Below are 14,267 nucleotides of genomic sequence, written 5' to 3'. Positions count from 1 at the left end.
GGTGGCGGCGGCCGCAGTCGCCTGAGCGCCGGAAATCCTGTGTGTGGACAGGTTTAGCTTGCCTTGACCGGAAGGTCGAGAGGCAGTTCCGAAAGAGAAACAGGTCCATCCACGCCAGTCAGATAGGTCCGGCCCAGCGACATGGCCGTTTCCGTGCCCGAATCGGCCAGAATCATGTGCATGAAGATGACCATGTTCGGTTCAACGGCTGCATCATTGCCGCTGTAGGCCATGGGCCAGTCCATCCAGCTGGGCGTGAAGCGGGCTCCGAGCGAATAGCCGCAGGCATTGAGCCGGTGGGGCAGCATGTTGCGGGCATCCATGGCACCGGCATGAGCGTCGAAGATCTCGCCGAAGGTGCAGCCGGTCTGAAGCTTGCTCTCAACGGCGGCGAGCGCCTCGCAGCAGGCTTCGTGCATGACCATGTGGCGGGGCGTGGCGGCGCCGACCGCCACCGTGCGCATCAGAGCCACGTGATAGTGGCGGTAGGTGCCTGCCAGTTCCAGCGTGATCTGGTCTTGCGGCGATAATTCCCGGCGGCCGGATTTGTAGCGGCACAGCAGGGCATCTCGGCCCGAACCGATGATGAATTCATTGCCCGGATAGTCGCCGCCGCCCTCGAAGAGGGCCGTATGCATCGCTGCAAGAATGCGTCCTTCATCCGCGCCGGGGCGGATTTCGTCGAGGCCGGCCAGGTAGGCGGCATCTGCGAGTTTTGCTGCCTGCCGCACATAGACCAGTTCTTCAGCGCTCTTGATCGCCCTGAGGCGCGGGATGATGTGCGAGGCATCCGACAGTTCGGCAAAGCTGCGCAGGGCTTCGTCCAGCTCCCGGCCCAGCTTTGCGGTCAGCCCATGGGTGTCATATTCGATGCCGAGCCGGGCTCCGAGCAGGTCCATGTCGAAGAGCATGTCCTTCAGCTGCCCCACCGGGCTGGCGCCGCCCCGGTCCACCCAGATGCGGATATCGGAGATGTTGGAGGTGTGCCTGGCCTGCCGCTCGTCGGCCGAGCGTGTCAGCAGAACCTTGCGCCCGTCGGCGGTAACGGCCAGGCACTGGAAGAAGCAGAAGCCGAAGGTGTCATAACCCGTAAGCCAGTAGGAGCTTTCCTGTGCGAACAGCAGCATGGCATCCAGCTTTTCGTCTTCCATCCGGATCCTCAGCCGCTCGAACCGGCTCTCGAATTCCGCGTCGGTGAAATGCAGCGCCATCGGGTCAGTCTCCTGTCAGCACGAGTGCGGAAATCTGGCGGCCATAGTCCGGCTCCTTGCGGTGCGTGGTGCGCCGGTAGGAGAAGAAGCGGGCCTCGTCGGTATAGGTGCACAGACCAAGGCTTTCGGCCCGGCCCGCGCCTGCTGCCTGCAGACGGGCGATGATGAAGGCCTGCAGATCGAACATGAAGTGGTTTTCGCGCCCCGAAGTGCCGAAGAAGCGGCCGCAGCCGGGCGCTTCCGCCTCGAAACGCTCGCGGAACTCCGGCCCCACTTCATAGGCGGCGGCCGAAATGCAGGGACCAAGCACGGCGGTGATGTTCTCCCGCCTTGCGCCGAGCTTCTCCATGGCGTCGAGTGTGTTGTCGAGAACGCCGGTCAGAGCGCCGCGCCAGCCCGCATGAGCCGCGCCGATGACGCGGGCCTTAGGATCGGCAAACAGCACGGGGCCGCAGTCGGCGGTGGACACGCCGATGGCAAGGCCAGGGGTGGCGGTGACCAGCGCGTCTGCCGTACGGTTCTCGCCTTCGGTAAAGGGGCGGGTGACGGTGATCACATCGGGCGAATGCACCTGATAGGGCGAGACGAGCTGCTCCGGTGCCACGTCCAGCATGGCGGCAACGCGGGCGCGGTTTTCCAGCACATGCGACCGGTCATCATCGGACCCGAGGCCAATGTTGAGGCTGCTGTAGATGCCGGTGGAAACGCCGCCCTGCCGGGTGAAGAAGCCGTGGCGGATGACGCCGGGCAGGGTCAGAAGGTCTGCGGTAATCATCAAGCCTCTCCGGAATTTGCGTCAGCGTGCGGCGGAAGAGCCTCACTGTCAAACGGGGCCGGAACAAGGCCCGGTTGCGCAATGCACAGCACCTTGAAAAGTTCGCCCATTTCCTGAGGCGCCGCCAGCCGCTCCACCTCGCTGCGGATGCGTTCCTGCGTGGCGGCGTCCTTGCAAGCGCCCAGTTGCCCGGCCCGCTCAAGCAGCCCCATGCGCAGCAGGAATTCGCCCTGTGTCAGCGGTGAGGCTACGGTTGCTCCGCCGCGCCGGGCGGCAGCGGCCAGAACCTCGAAATCCACATGCGCCGTCAGATCGGCAAGGCCGGGTTCGGCCAGCGCGTCCTGATAGGCGTGGCGGCGCAGCGCCTGCAGCGTGTCGCCGGGCGCAGAGCGCAGGTAGCCGTAGTCGATGAACAGCGCTGCCCCGCCATGCGCCGTGATTCTGGCGGCAGCGTCCTGCGCAACGGCGGCGGAGAGCGGCGAAGTTTCGAGAATGGCGCCAAGCGGGGCGTTTGCAGCGGTTTGAGGAATGGCGGCCAGCGGCAGGCGGCCGGGACCCGTGCCGAAGGCGAGGTCTCCTGCCTCATTCAGCCCCACCATCCGCTCGCGCCAGCCTTCCGGCGTTCTCACATATTGATGGATGGGCAGCGCATCGAAGAATTCGTTGGCAATCAGGATCACCGGCCCTTCGGGCACCTCGTGCAGGCTGTCATGCCAGTGCGGCGCAAGCGGCGCATTGGCAAGGGCTTCGGCTTGCCGGGCCTTCAGCCGGGGGCTGATCTCAACGAGATGAAGGCTGGCAGCGCGCAGGAAGGCCGGGCGCAGGCTTGCCATGCGCAACAGATCCGCCATCAGCGTGCCGCGCCCGGGGCCGGTCTCCACCAGCCGCAAGGTCTGCGGCGCGCCCATTGCCTCCCAGGTGGAGATCACGAAGGCGCCGATGAGCTCGCCGAACATCTGGCTTACTTCCGGCGCGGTGATGAAGTCGCCCCTCGCGCCAAACGGTTCTTCGGCCGTGGTGTAATAGCCGTGCTGCGGATCGGCGAGGCAGGCGGCCATATAGGCGGCCACCGTCATCGGGCCTTCCGCCGCGATCTGGCGGATGAGCTTTTCTTTCAGCGGCGAAGCGGGCAGGGCGTCTCTCCTCATGCGGGCTTCGCTCTGCGCCAGCTCCAGACCATCAGCGCGATGCCGGCGAGGATCATCGGGCCGGACAGCAGCATGCCCATGGTGAAGCCGCCGGGCAGGAAGCCGATCTGCGCGTCGGGCATGCGGAACTCTTCGGCGATGGAGCGGGTGATGCCATAACCGGCGGCAAAGGCACCAGCCAGGAAGCCCGGCTTCTGCAGCAGGCCAAGGCGGTGCGACATGAGGCGCAGGACGAGGAACAGCAGCACGCCTTCCAGCGCTGCCTCATAGAGCTGGCTCGGATGGCGCGGGATGTAGCCGCCGGAGGGGAACTCCACCGCCCAGGGCACATCCGTGGGGCGGCCCCACAATTCGTCATTGATGAAGTTGGCGAGGCGCCCGAAGAAAAGCCCGATGGGTGCGGCAATCCCGGCAAGGTCAAACAGTGTCAGCAGCGGGATGCCGCGGGCACGGGCGAACAGCACCATGGCCAGCACGGTTCCGGCAAAGCCGCCGTGGAAGGACATGCCGCCGTTCCAGACGGCGAAAATCTCCACCGGATTGGCGAGATAGGTCAGCGGGTCATAGACCAGCACATAGCCCAGCCGCCCGCCCACGATGATGCCGACGGTGCCCCAGGTGACGAAATCGTCAATATCCACAAGGCCGGGCCGGGGAATGGCCTGCCACAGCCTGTCCTTCTGTACCGCAAGGCGCATGTAGCGCCAGGCCAGCAGGATGCCCACAATGTAGGACAGCGCGTACCAGCGCAGCGCGAAGGGGCCAACCTCGAAGATGACCGGGTCAACGGCGGGGAAGGGCAGGGCGAGAACGGGCATGCAGGGTCCAGTGCTGTTGATCCGGGGCGATTTGCCAGCGGCACCAGACCTTGCGCATTCCCCCCGGTGCGTCAAGGCGCTGCATTGCCGCCTTGAACTTGGGGCAAAAGGTCAATACCTGTGTGACACGGCCCGCAGTGCCTCGCCGGATTGGTCCGGAGAGCAAGCGCAAGGGGGGGCCGTCACCATCTTCAGGAGTGCGTCATGACCCAGGGCCCGAACAGGATTTTCGACGATTTCGCCAAGCTCATGACTGACGCCGCCGGTGTGGCGCAGGGAGCCCGCCGTGAGGTGGAGACCGCTTTCCGTGCCCAGGCTGAACGGTTTCTGGCCGATATGGATCTGGTGAAGCGCGAGGATTTCGACGTCGCCCGTGACATGGCGGTGCGCGCGCTGGACCAGATCGAGGTTCTGGAAGCCCGGATCGCGGCGCTGGAAGCAAAGCTGGCTGAAGCCGAGGCAAAGCCTGCCCGCAAGGCCAAGTCCGAGGGCTGATCAAGTCCGAATGGCTGCAATGCAGCGGCGGCGTGAGGTGTTTCCGCCGTCACAATGCCGTGAAGCGGCCTGCACCGGTGCATGGAAACAATCGTCCACAGGATTTGATCAAAACCTCAGGGCGGTTTCCTGCTGCATTTGCGAAGGAAGTTTATATACTGATTCCAAACAGGGATTCGCACGCGTCCCGAAATGGGTCCTGTTTTCACCCTGCCGCCACCGGCGGTTTGCGCGGCCTCTGTTCAGGGGAAGACGCTGGATTTGCGGAAATCCGCCCCTTATCCGGCTCCCGTAAACGGGGAGGATCGCCATGAGCCTCATCGAAATCGACTTTGAACGCCCCGACAATCCCGTCGATCTGATCGAACACGTGGCTGCGCTCAATGAGTGGGCTTTCGAGCGTTCGGATGATGACGAGATCACCATTTCCATCGGCGGATACTGGTGCGACTATCATATCTCCTTCTCCTGGATGGAGGAGCTGGAGTCCCTGCATCTGGCCTGTGCCTTCGATCTGAAGGTGACCGAGCCGCGCAAGACCGAGGTGATGCGCCTCCTCTCGCTCGTGAACGAGCAGATGTGGATGGGGCACTTCGACCTGTGGAGCAAGGAAAACGTCATCATGTTCCGCCAGTCCCTGCTGCTGGCAGGCGGTGCGGAAGCTTCCGGTGCGCAGATCGAAGGGCTGCTGGCCAATGCGCTGGAAGCCTGCGAGCGCTATTATCAATCCTTCCAGTTTGTTGTCTGGGCTGGCAAGACAGCTCAGGAGGCGCTGGAGTGCGCCCTGTTCGAGACCGCAGGAGAAGCATGAGTTTTTCAGCTGAACGCCCGTTTGCCGTTGTCGGCGCGGGCAAGATGGGCGGCGCAATGATCGCCGGATGGATGGCCCGCGGCGTTGATGCCGCCAGCCTTCTGGTCGTTGACCCCGCGCCGTCCGCCGCTCTTGTGGCCCAGTTGGACAGCCACGGCATTGCCCATGCGCCGAAGGTGCCGGATGGCGTCAAGGCGGGTATGGTGCTGCTGGCCGTTAAGCCGCAGATCATGGGCGATGTGCTGCCGGGGCTGAAGCCTGCGGTGGCTGACGATACGCTGGTGCTGTCGGTTGCCGCCGGCACGCCGGTGCGCACCTTCGAAGCCGCATTCGGCGATATCGCCGTCATCCGCGCCATGCCCAACACGCCTGCCATGGTGGGAAGGGGCATTACCGCGCTTTACCCAAACGCCCGTGTCACGGCAGAACAGCGCGAGACAGCCGGGCAGCTTCTGTCGGCGATTGGTGCCGTCGAGTGGCTGACCTCGGAAGCGCAGATCGATCTTGTCACCGCCGTCTCCGGTTCGGGTCCTGCCTATGTGTTTCTGCTGGCCGAGTGCCTGGCGGAAGCCGGGCGGCGCGCCGGTCTTCCGGCGGATCTGGCTGCACGGCTTGCCGAAGCAACGGTGAGCGGGGCAGGGGAACTGATGCATCAGTCTGACGACTCGCCCGCAATCCTGCGGCAGAACGTCACTTCGCCCAATGGCACGACGGCTGCGGCTCTTGCCGTGCTGATGGCTGAAAACGGCATGCAGCCTCTGATGGATGCAGCTGTCGAAGCTGCTGCCCGCCGCGCCCGGGAGCTCGCCGGTTCCTGACGGTGCTGCCGCATTGCTTGCCTTTGCCTCTTCCATGCGCACAGGATGTGCCTACCTATAAGGGGAATACATCCTGCCAAGGCATCCAAGAAGGAGGCGGACATGGCACCGGAAGCAGAAGGCACCGCAGGCAAGACCGGGAAGAGCGGCCGCAAAGCCACGCCACGTCCCGATGACCGGACGATGGCCGTCGAGGCTCTTCTCGGACTGCTCGCCACCCGGTCCTACGCAGATATTTCCCTGACTGATATCGCCGAAGCCGCCGGGCTGAAGCCCTCGGCTCTCCGGCAGGCTGTTTCCGGCAAGAGCGAGCTTCTGGCTGCTTTTGCCGGGCAGGTGGATGCCGCCGTGCTGGATGGCCGCGATGACAGCATGTTTGACCAGCCGCCGCGTGACCGGCTGTTCGACGTGCTGATGACGCGCCTGGATGCGCTGGCCCCCCATAAACCTGCGCTGACCCAGCTGCGCAAGGATGCCATGCGTGATCCGGCGCTGGCCATGTGCCTGAACGGTATCGCCGTGCGCTCGCAGGGCTGGATGCTGGCGGCTGCCGGTGTTTCCATTCCCGGCATCAAGGGCCGTCTGGTGCAGCAGGGGCTGGCGGTTTCCTTCGCCCGTGTGCTCGAAACCTTCCTTGAGGAGGAAGACGAAAGCCTGCCGCGCACCATGGCTGCCCTCGACAGGGAACTGGACCGGGGCGAGGATTGGCTGCGGCGGCTGGGAGCGGTGGAACGGGTGACGCGCCCTGTGGCATGTGGCCTGATCAAACTCGCCGGCAAGGCGATGTCCCGCCGCAAGTCCCGGCGCAGTGAAACTGGTCCTGACGATGCCGGAGAGGCAGCCGCTCAGCCGGTCTGACGTCCTCTGCCTGTCTGCAAGGGCTTGCGCGGTTGCGCCGGGCGCGGCACTGTGAAGATCCTTTCGCATGGAATTTCCGGAGACCTGCCATGACCCCGAGCGCTCCTGCGCAGCCGATCAGTTTTGACGATTTCCTGAAGGTGGATATCCGCGTCGGGCAGGTCATCGAGGCTGCGCCCTTTCCCGAGGCGCGCAAGCCGGCGATCAAGCTGGTGATCGACTTTGGCCCGGATATCGGCATCAAGAAAAGCTCCGCCCAGATCACCAGACACTACACCCCGGAAAACCTCGTCGGCCGCCGGGTCTTGGCGGTCGTCAACTTTCCCCCGCGCCAGATTGGCCCGATGCGATCCGAAGTCCTGACGCTCGGCGTGCCGGACGCCGACGGCGAAGTCGTCCTCATCACCCCCGATCAGGACACCCCGCTGGGCGGGCGTTTGTTCTGAGCCTTACCCCGGAATGCGGAAGCGGGCCCTGAGGCCGCCGATGGGGCTTTCTTCCAGCTGGATGTCGCCGCCGTGGCTGCGGGCTATGTCGCGGGCGATGGCAAGGCCAAGGCCGCTGCCGGAGGCGTCCTGATTGCGGGCTTCGTCCAGCCGGTAGAAGGGGCGGAAGACGTTTTCGCGCTCCTCTTCCGGAATGCCGGGGCCATCGTCGTCGATGATCACGGTCAGCCAGCCGTCCATATGGCGGCCCTGGATATCGACATGGCTGGCATGCCTTGCGGCATTCATGACCAGATTCATGAGGCTGCGTTTCACGGCATTGCGCCGTAACTCCACCTCCGGCTCGCCGGTGAAACTTGAGGAGACGCTCGCACCGGAAATCTCGGCGGCTTCCTCCAGTTCCTCCAGCATCAGGGTGATGTCGGCCGTCTCCACCGCCTCGCCGTTGTCGCCGCGTGTGAAGGCGAGATAATCCTCCAGCATGTTGCTCATCTCGTCCACGTCACGCTTGAGGCCTTCGGTCTCCGGTGTTTCGGGGATGAGGGCAAGCTGCAGGCGGAAGCGGGTGAGGATCGTGCGCAGGTCATGGCTGACGCCGGCCAGCATGGTGGTGCGCTGGTCGATCTGCCGCTCGATGCGCCGGCGCATTTCGATGAAGGCCTGTGCGGCCCTGCGCACCTCGCGTGCGCCGCTGGGGCGGAAATCATCCACCGGACGGCCCTTGCCGAAGCCTTCCGCCGCATTGGCCAGCCGCTCGATGGGCCGGATCTGATTGCGCAAGAACAGCATGGCAATGGAGATCAGCACCAGCGAGCTGCCGGCCATCCAGACCAGAAAAATATGCGAGTTGGAGGCATAGGTCTGGCTGTGGCGAGCCACCACGCGCAGCACCTTGTCCTTGAGCTGAATGCGGATCTCGACGAAGCGGGAGCGGCCGATGGTGTCCACCCAGAAGGGTTTGCCGATGCGCTGGGAAATCTCGCGGCTGAGATTTTCTGCGACCAGATCGAAGAAAGCCCTGGGCCGGGGAGGGGGTAAGGGCTCCGGCGGCAGGATGGAGACGGACATGTCCAGCGTCCGGCTGCCCATTTCCTCGATCAGCCGGTAATCCGCGTCCTGAGGGTAATTCTCCAGCGTGTAAACCAGCGCCGCGATCTCGCGCACCACCGCCTGTGACAGACGGAAGGTGACCTGCTGATAGTGCTGTTCCATGATCACGAAAGCGAGCACGGATTGCAGCAGCACCATGGGCGTGACGATGATGAGCAGCGCGCGGGTGAAAAGCCCCTTGGGCATATGGCGGTAGATCCGTCCGGCCACCCTGTCATAGATGAAGGCGACAGGAGCCAGCAGGGGGTGCAGCAGCTTTCCCGCCAGTTTCGCAGCCGGCGCCAGAAATGCGCCAAAGCCTGCGAAAAGGCCGCGGAGGCGGGCGCGCGCTTCAGTCACAGGCCAGCCTGTAGCCGATGCCGCGCACCGTCTGCAGATAGACCGGGTTGGCCGGATCATCCTCGATCTTGCGGCGCAGCCGGTTGATCTGCACGTCCACCGTGCGCTCGCCAAGGCCGCTGTCATCACCGACGATCTTGTGCCGCGGCACGGTGGCGCCGGGCTGTTCGGCGAAAATGGTCAGGATCTGGCGTTCGCGGTCGGTCAGGCGGATCTGGCTGTCGCCCCGGCGCAGTTCGCCGCGCTCCGTCACGAAGACGAAGGGGCCGAAGCGGATTTCCGGCTGGCGGTCCATCCTGCGGGTGGCGCCGCGCCGCAGGATGGCAGCGATGCGCAGCATCAGCTCACGCGGGTCGAATGGCTTGGGCAGATAGTCATCCACCCCGGCCTCAAGCCCGGCGATACGGTCTTCCGCCTCGGCGCGGGCCGTCAGCATCAGGATGGGCACAGGGCTGTCGGCCCGCAGCGAGGCGGCAAGATCCAGCCCGTTCTCGCCCGGCATCATGATGTCGAGGATCAGGAGATCAAAGGCAAGGCCAGACAGGCAGCGCCGGGCCTCGGCGGCGTTGGCGGCTGTTGTCACCCGGTAGCCGTTTTCCTGCAGCACCCGGCCCAGCAGATCGCGGATACGGCTGTCGTCGTCAACCAGCAGGATGTGGATGGCGTTGTCGTCCGGCACCCGTGTCATTGCGTCAAGCCTCCGTATCGGCAAGTTTGGGCGCAGGGCCGCTGCTGCCGGTCTGGGGAATGTTGGAGAGCATGCGGGCCACTTCGGGCCGCCGCTCCGGATCAATCATCTGGAACAGGAACTGGCGCACGATGGCGGCATCCTGTCCGGGCAGGGCATCCACCGCTGCGTTGATGCGTACCGCCTGTAGCGCATCCAGCTTGCGTGACAGTTTATGGCCCTTGTCCGTGGTGTGCAGCAGCCGCTGACGGCGGTCCGTTTCGCCGGGGCGCTGGTCGATGAAGCCTTCATCGACCAGCTGCTTCAGCACCCGCCCAAGACTCTGCTTGGTGATGCGCAGGATGGCGAGCAGATCCGACACGCGGATGCCCGGATTTCTGTCGACAAAGTGCAGAACCCGGTGGTGGGCACGGCCAAATTCGAGCCCGGAGAGCAGCTGATCAGGGTCTGCAGTGAAATCCCGGTAGGCGAAGAACAGCAGTTCTATCAGGTCATAAGGCGTAGACCCGGCGTTTCCGCTGCCTGAAACGGGGGGGCTGTCTTGGGCCATCTGGGGCGCTGCAGGTGCTGTCTTGAAATTTATGTCAGCCATATTGACTTATTTCTGATCGATTGTTACCTGTAGCGGCACCTTGACGAAATGTTCGGTCGCATGCGCCCCCCGTGCCGGGTGTTTGTCCGGATCGTGCATAGCCCTCATTCCCTTAAGAGAATCCGGGCTGGCAGTCTCCTCAAATGAGGATACTGTTTGTTACGGGTGCATGCAAAACCCCAGTATCAGGCCAAAGGCTGTTCTGGGTGTGCATCCAGAAAAATGGATACAAGAAGCAGATTGCGCCGGGCGACAAGGCGCGGGAGACAAGAACAATGGCTGGTATTCCCTTTGATCAACGCGATGGTGAAATCTGGTTCGACGGGAAGTTCATTCCCTGGGCCGATGCCAAGGTGCATGTGCTGACGCATGGCCTGCACTATGCCAGCGCTGTATTCGAAGGGGAGCGGGCCTATAACGGCCGGATCTTCAAGAGCGCCGAGCACACCGAGCGCCTGCATGCCTCCGCTGAGGTGCTAGGCTTCGAAATTCCCTTCTCTTCCGAGGTCATCAATGCCGCCAAGGAAGAGCTGCTGAAGCGGATGAACCTCGTTGATGCCTATCTGCGCCCGATTGCCTGGCGCGGGAGCGAGATGATGGGCGTGTCGGCCCAGCACAACACCATTCACCTGGCCATCGCCGCCTGGGAATGGCCGAGCTACTTCAAGCCGGAAGAGCGGCTGAAGGGCATCCGCCTCGACATGGCAAAATACCGCCGGCCGGACCCGGCCACCGCGCCGTTCAAGTCCAAGGCGGCCGGCCTTTACATGATCTGCACCCTGTCCAAGCATGAAGCCGAGCGCAAGGGCTATGCCGATGCGCTGATGCTCGACTGGCGCGGTCAGGTGGCCGAGGCGACCGGTGCCAACGTCTTCTTTGTCAGGGACGGCAAGATCCACACGCCGAAGCCGGACTGCTTTCTCAATGGCATCACCCGCCGCACGGTGATCGGCCTTGCCAAGGCGCGCGGTTTCGAGGTGATCGAGCGGGTGATCATGCCGGAGGAACTGGACGGCTTCGAGCAGTGCTTCCTCACCGGCACTGCCGCAGAAGTTACGCCGGTCTCGGAGATCGGACCGCACAGCTTCACCGTTGGCGAGATCACCAAGACGCTGATGCTGGACTATGACGCGCTGGTGCGCGCAGACCCGGCAGGGCTCAAGGCGGCGGAGTGACGCCTCAACCTGTTTGGTAAGTGAAAAGGGCGGCTGCATCTGGTGCAGCCGCCCTTTATGACTCTACCGCCTGTGCTTACCGCCTCAGTGCGGTTTTGCACCTGACGGATGCTGGGCGTGGAAGAGTTTGCCCTTCTCGGCCAAGAGCACCCAGCCGGTCGCAATAAGGCCATAGACGGCGCAGGCCAGGGACATCGGCAGCAGGGTTCCATCGAATTTCTGGCCGATGATGAAGCCCAGAATGGCGCCGCCCAGCGTTGTGGTGAAGCCAATGGCGGAGGAGGCGGTTCCGGCGATGGCGCCCAGCGGCTCCATGGACATTGCGTTGAAATTCGCGCCCATGAAGCCGAAGCTGGCCATGTTGATGGCCATGCACACCGTGAAGATGGCAAGGTTCTCAACACCCGCCAACGCAAGGGCAACCTGCAGCAGGCCCATGGCTGTGAAGACCAGCACCGCACCATGCGACAGGCGCCGCATGCCGATGATGGTGACCAGCCGCGAATTCAGGAACGAAGCCACGGCCATGGTAATGGCGACAGCGGCGAACACGACCGGGAACCACACGCCGAGATCGAAGATATCGACATAGATCTGCTGCGCCATGGAGATGAAGGCAAACAGACCGCCGAAGATGAAGGTCGTCGCCATGGTGTAGCCGACGCTGATGCGGGTCGTCGCCACCTTGAGATAGGCCAGGGAGATGGAGCCGGGCGAGAAGGACTGACGGGCGTCCTCAGGCAGCGTTTCCGGCAGGCGGAATGCGGTCCAGACCAGCATGAGAACGCCTGCGCCCATGAGGGTGCTGAAGATCCAGTGCCATTCGGCCACCAGAAGAATCAGCTGGCCGATGGAGGGTGCAACAATCGGCACGGCCATGAAGATCATCATCACCAGCGACATGACCTGCCCCATGCGGCGGCCGGAATAGCAGTCGCGGACAATAGAGACCGCGATGACGCGGGTTCCGGCACAGCCGATGCCCTGCAGCACGCGGGCAATCAGCAACTGGTCGAGATTGGTACTGAACAGGGCAAAGACGCTGGCCGCGGCATAGAGCGCCAGGCCACCGACGAGAATGGTCTTGCGGCCGAAGGAGTCCGACAGCGGCCCGAAGATGAGCTGCGCGCCGCCGAAGCCGATCAGATAGAAGATCAGGATCTGCTGTCGGTCATTCTCGTTGGCAATGCCGAGCGCGTTGCCGATGTCGGGCAGGGCGGGCAGCATGATGTCCATCGCCAGCGCATTCAGCGCCATCAGCGCGGCAACCATGGTGACGAATTCGGCGAAGGGCAGCCCAGGATGGGGCGTCTGGCTTGCGCCAGTGTTCCGGGCAAGATCGGACATAAACAAACCTTAGGTATGGTGCACAGCGGTCTGAAACGCGGCCCGCAGCCTGCGTTCCGGCGTGCAAAAAGATCAGTGTTGCCTATCAGTGGTCCAAATTGACCGGTCGGTCAACCCAGGGGCTTCGGGAAATTTCACGCTTTTGGCTGAATGCCGTTCCAGCGGTCCAGCGCGGTTTCATCCTCGGCCTTGGCTGCAACCCAGCCGCCTGTTCCGCCTTCACGCAGGATTTCCTTCTTCCAGAACGGGGCCCTGGATTTAAGGAAATCCATCAGGAAATCAGCGGCTTCGAACGCTGCCCGGCGGTGGCGCGAGGCGGCGGTGACGAGCACAATCTGCTCGCCCGGCAGAATACGGCCATAGCGGTGAATGACGGTGAGGCCGGTCAGGGGCCAGCGCTCCAGTGCCTCGCGGGCGATGCGCTCCAGCTCCTTCTCCGCCATGCCGGGGAAGTGCTCCAGCACCAGCGCTTCCAGCCGCCCGTCCTCGTCACGGCACAGGCCCGTGAAGCTGACGATGGCGCCCACATCGGCGCGGCCTTCGGACAGCTGCCGGGATTCGGCCGCGGCATCGAAGGGGCCGGGCTGAACGATGACGCGCAGGACCGGGCTCATCTTCAGCCCCCGGTCATGGGCGGGAAAAAGGCAATCTCGCGCGCGCCCGCAATCGGAGCGTCATGTTCGGCATGGGTCTGGTCGATGGCGGCGCGGATCAGTTCCGGCTCGGCAAAAGCATGCCCGTGGGCGTCGTCGATGGTCTGCAGCCAGTTGATAAGGCCGCCCACGGTGGTCACGCTGTCCGGAAGTGTGATCTCTTCCTGTTCCACGCCGGTCCGCTCGCGCACCCAGGCAAAGTAACGGATGATCATGCGCCTCTCCTTCTTCGGCAGTCCTTGAGAGACTACTCCTCGATCAGATGGCCAATGCCAGCCCGGAAATAATCGTAGCCGGTGTAGAGCGTCAGGACAGCCGCAATCCAGAGGGCGACTAGGCCGGATAATTCGGTTCCCGGCAGCACCTCTTCCCCGGCGGGGCCAGCCAGCAGCAGGGCAAGGGCCACAAGCTGCACCGTGGTCTTCCATTTGGCCAGTTTCGTGACCGGCACGCTGACGCGCAGCTCTGCCAGAAACTCGCGCAGGCCGGAGACCAGAATTTCGCGGCACAGGATGATGATGGCGGCGATCAGCGACCAGCCGCCAATATCCCCCTTGGCCACCAGCAGCAGCAGGCAGACGGACACAAGCAGCTTGTCGGCAATCGGGTCCAGCATCCGGCCGAGCGCGGACTGCTGCTGCCAGGCGCGGGCCAGATAGCCGTCGAAGAAATCGGTCACGGCGGCGGCGATGAAGATGGCCAGCGCAATCCAGCGCGCCGTGTGGCCATCGAAATAGAAGCATCCCACCACAGCAGGCACCGCCAGGATGCGCGCATAGGTCAAGAGGTTAGGCAGGGTCAGGGCGACGTGTCTGGCCATGTGAAGTATCTGCTTCGCGTCTCGGGCGGCGGGTCAGCCGGACACAAGCATGAGGGCGCGCGGGTGTCAACGCATCTGGCGGATGAGTGACTTTGACAATGCCGGAGAGGGCGCAAACGTCTTTGAACTGGTGCCGGCAAGAATGGAACGGTAAGCCTGTCAC

General features: G+C 63.8%; 17 protein-coding genes. 6 read left to right on the top strand and 11 right to left on the bottom strand.

Annotation, left to right across the window (positions count from 1 at the left end; all coding sequences use genetic code 11):
• Positions 1-53 precede the first annotated feature (53 nt).
• Genes ASC48_RS01695 through lgt form a run of 4 tightly spaced genes read right to left on the bottom strand, consistent with a single transcriptional unit; the run spans position 54 to position 3,952 of the window.
• Positions 54-1,211 (bottom strand): M24 family metallopeptidase, encoded by a 1,158-nt coding sequence (locus ASC48_RS01695; RefSeq protein ID WP_055454078.1) that lies wholly within the window; start codon positions 1,209-1,211, stop codon positions 54-56.
• 4 nt (positions 1,212-1,215) lie between these two features.
• Entirely contained in the window at positions 1,216-1,986 is a 771-nt protein-coding gene (gene pgeF, locus ASC48_RS01690; protein ID WP_055454077.1) for a peptidoglycan editing factor PgeF, read from the bottom strand.
• Entirely contained in the window at positions 1,986-3,134 is a 1,149-nt protein-coding gene (locus tag ASC48_RS01685; protein WP_055454076.1) for a class I SAM-dependent methyltransferase, read from the bottom strand. The genes pgeF and ASC48_RS01685 overlap by 1 nt, the downstream gene beginning before the upstream one ends.
• Positions 3,131-3,952 carry a prolipoprotein diacylglyceryl transferase gene (lgt, locus tag ASC48_RS01680; protein ID WP_055454075.1) on the bottom strand — a complete coding sequence of 274 codons (822 nt, stop codon included), beginning with the start codon at positions 3,950-3,952 and terminating at the stop codon, positions 3,131-3,133. Before lgt ends, ASC48_RS01685 begins: the two co-directional genes overlap by 4 nt.
• Positions 3,953-4,156: 204 nt before the next feature.
• Between lgt and ASC48_RS01675 the strand changes: the two genes are divergently transcribed.
• The 5 genes from ASC48_RS01675 to ASC48_RS01655 all read left to right on the top strand — a co-directional run bounded on the left by ASC48_RS01675 (position 4,157) and on the right by ASC48_RS01655 (position 7,380).
• Positions 4,157-4,447, top strand: a complete 291-nt coding sequence (locus tag ASC48_RS01675; RefSeq protein ID WP_055454074.1) for an accessory factor UbiK family protein — start codon at positions 4,157-4,159, stop codon at positions 4,445-4,447.
• 310 nt (positions 4,448-4,757) lie between these two features.
• On the top strand, positions 4,758-5,258 hold the full coding sequence (locus tag ASC48_RS01670) for a type III secretion system chaperone family protein (protein WP_055454073.1): 501 nt from the start codon (positions 4,758-4,760) through the stop codon (positions 5,256-5,258).
• Entirely contained in the window at positions 5,255-6,076 is an 822-nt protein-coding gene (gene proC / locus ASC48_RS01665) for a pyrroline-5-carboxylate reductase (protein WP_055454072.1), read from the top strand. Before ASC48_RS01670 ends, proC begins: the two co-directional genes overlap by 4 nt.
• Before the next feature lie 102 nt (positions 6,077-6,178).
• Positions 6,179-6,934: a TetR family transcriptional regulator gene (locus ASC48_RS01660; protein WP_055454071.1), complete on the top strand. Its 756-nt coding sequence runs from the start codon at positions 6,179-6,181 to the stop codon at positions 6,932-6,934.
• A gap of 89 nt (positions 6,935-7,023) precedes the next feature.
• A complete protein-coding gene (locus tag ASC48_RS01655; protein WP_055454070.1) occupies positions 7,024-7,380 on the top strand; it encodes a tRNA-binding protein in 357 nt (118 codons plus the stop codon).
• A 3-nt stretch (positions 7,381-7,383) separates the two neighbouring features.
• Here ASC48_RS01655 and ASC48_RS01650 read toward each other — a convergent pair whose 3' ends face one another.
• The 3 genes from ASC48_RS01650 to ASC48_RS01640 all read right to left on the bottom strand — a co-directional run bounded on the left by ASC48_RS01650 (position 7,384) and on the right by ASC48_RS01640 (position 10,067).
• Entirely contained in the window at positions 7,384-8,676 is a 1,293-nt protein-coding gene (locus tag ASC48_RS01650) for an ATP-binding protein (RefSeq protein ID WP_208975510.1), read from the bottom strand.
• Between the two features lie 145 nt (positions 8,677-8,821).
• Positions 8,822-9,517 (bottom strand): response regulator, encoded by a 696-nt coding sequence (locus ASC48_RS01645; RefSeq protein WP_055454069.1) that lies wholly within the window; start codon positions 9,515-9,517, stop codon positions 8,822-8,824.
• 4 nt (positions 9,518-9,521) lie between these two features.
• Positions 9,522-10,067: a MarR family winged helix-turn-helix transcriptional regulator gene (locus ASC48_RS01640; protein WP_055454068.1), complete on the bottom strand. Its 546-nt coding sequence runs from the start codon at positions 10,065-10,067 to the stop codon at positions 9,522-9,524.
• Positions 10,068-10,384: 317 nt separating this feature from the next.
• Here ASC48_RS01640 and ASC48_RS01635 point away from each other — a divergent pair, with 317 nt between their 5' ends.
• Positions 10,385-11,284, top strand: coding sequence for a branched-chain amino acid aminotransferase (locus tag ASC48_RS01635; protein ID WP_055454309.1), 900 nt, complete (start codon positions 10,385-10,387; stop codon positions 11,282-11,284).
• An 84-nt stretch (positions 11,285-11,368) separates the two neighbouring features.
• Here the strand turns inward: ASC48_RS01635 and ASC48_RS01630 are convergent, their stop codons facing one another.
• The 4 genes from ASC48_RS01630 to pgsA all read right to left on the bottom strand — a co-directional run bounded on the left by ASC48_RS01630 (position 11,369) and on the right by pgsA (position 14,104).
• Positions 11,369-12,631, bottom strand: coding sequence for a multidrug effflux MFS transporter (locus tag ASC48_RS01630; RefSeq protein WP_055454067.1), 1,263 nt, complete (start codon positions 12,629-12,631; stop codon positions 11,369-11,371).
• Positions 12,632-12,765: 134 nt separating this feature from the next.
• Complete coding sequence (locus tag ASC48_RS01625) at positions 12,766-13,245, bottom strand: molybdenum cofactor biosynthesis protein MoaE (RefSeq protein ID WP_055454066.1); 480 nt, start codon at positions 13,243-13,245, stop codon at positions 12,766-12,768.
• Positions 13,246-13,247: 2 nt separating this feature from the next.
• A complete protein-coding gene (gene moaD / locus ASC48_RS01620) occupies positions 13,248-13,499 on the bottom strand; it encodes a molybdopterin converting factor subunit 1 (RefSeq protein ID WP_019963964.1) in 252 nt (83 codons plus the stop codon).
• 32 nt (positions 13,500-13,531) lie between these two features.
• Complete coding sequence (gene pgsA, locus ASC48_RS01615; protein ID WP_050475012.1) at positions 13,532-14,104, bottom strand: CDP-diacylglycerol--glycerol-3-phosphate 3-phosphatidyltransferase; 573 nt, start codon at positions 14,102-14,104, stop codon at positions 13,532-13,534.
• Positions 14,105-14,267: the final 163 nt, after the last annotated feature.

The sequence above is a fragment of the Pannonibacter indicus genome (genome assembly GCF_001418225.1).
GTDB classification, from domain to species: domain Bacteria; phylum Pseudomonadota; class Alphaproteobacteria; order Rhizobiales; family Stappiaceae; genus Pannonibacter; species Pannonibacter indicus.
This window is presented reverse-complemented; position numbering and strand designations above follow the sequence as displayed.

What these genes read in the sequence shown, in the direction of transcription:
- ASC48_RS01695 (WP_055454078.1), bottom strand. Translation starts at nt 1,211, where the DNA reads ATGGCGCTGCATTTCACCGACGCGGAATTCGAGAGCCGGTTCGAGCGG.
- pgeF (WP_055454077.1), bottom strand. Translation starts at nt 1,986, where the DNA reads ATGATTACCGCAGACCTTCTGACCCTGCCCGGCGTCATCCGCCACGGC.
- ASC48_RS01685 (WP_055454076.1), bottom strand. Translation starts at nt 3,134, where the DNA reads ATGAGGAGAGACGCCCTGCCCGCTTCGCCGCTGAAAGAAAAGCTCATC.
- lgt (WP_055454075.1), bottom strand. Translation starts at nt 3,952, where the DNA reads ATGCCCGTTCTCGCCCTGCCCTTCCCCGCCGTTGACCCGGTCATCTTC.
- ASC48_RS01675 (WP_055454074.1), top strand. Translation starts at nt 4,157, where the DNA reads ATGACCCAGGGCCCGAACAGGATTTTCGACGATTTCGCCAAGCTCATG.
- ASC48_RS01670 (WP_055454073.1), top strand. Translation starts at nt 4,758, where the DNA reads ATGAGCCTCATCGAAATCGACTTTGAACGCCCCGACAATCCCGTCGAT.
- proC (WP_055454072.1), top strand. Translation starts at nt 5,255, where the DNA reads ATGAGTTTTTCAGCTGAACGCCCGTTTGCCGTTGTCGGCGCGGGCAAG.
- ASC48_RS01660 (WP_055454071.1), top strand. Translation starts at nt 6,179, where the DNA reads ATGGCACCGGAAGCAGAAGGCACCGCAGGCAAGACCGGGAAGAGCGGC.
- ASC48_RS01655 (WP_055454070.1), top strand. Translation starts at nt 7,024, where the DNA reads ATGACCCCGAGCGCTCCTGCGCAGCCGATCAGTTTTGACGATTTCCTG.
- ASC48_RS01650 (WP_208975510.1), bottom strand. Translation starts at nt 8,676, where the DNA reads ATGCCCAAGGGGCTTTTCACCCGCGCGCTGCTCATCATCGTCACGCCC.
- ASC48_RS01645 (WP_055454069.1), bottom strand. Translation starts at nt 9,517, where the DNA reads ATGACACGGGTGCCGGACGACAACGCCATCCACATCCTGCTGGTTGAC.
- ASC48_RS01640 (WP_055454068.1), bottom strand. Translation starts at nt 10,067, where the DNA reads ATGGCCCAAGACAGCCCCCCCGTTTCAGGCAGCGGAAACGCCGGGTCT.
- ASC48_RS01635 (WP_055454309.1), top strand. Translation starts at nt 10,385, where the DNA reads ATGGCTGGTATTCCCTTTGATCAACGCGATGGTGAAATCTGGTTCGAC.
- ASC48_RS01630 (WP_055454067.1), bottom strand. Translation starts at nt 12,631, where the DNA reads ATGTCCGATCTTGCCCGGAACACTGGCGCAAGCCAGACGCCCCATCCT.
- ASC48_RS01625 (WP_055454066.1), bottom strand. Translation starts at nt 13,245, where the DNA reads ATGAGCCCGGTCCTGCGCGTCATCGTTCAGCCCGGCCCCTTCGATGCC.
- moaD (WP_019963964.1), bottom strand. Translation starts at nt 13,499, where the DNA reads ATGATCATCCGTTACTTTGCCTGGGTGCGCGAGCGGACCGGCGTGGAA.
- pgsA (WP_050475012.1), bottom strand. Translation starts at nt 14,104, where the DNA reads ATGGCCAGACACGTCGCCCTGACCCTGCCTAACCTCTTGACCTATGCG.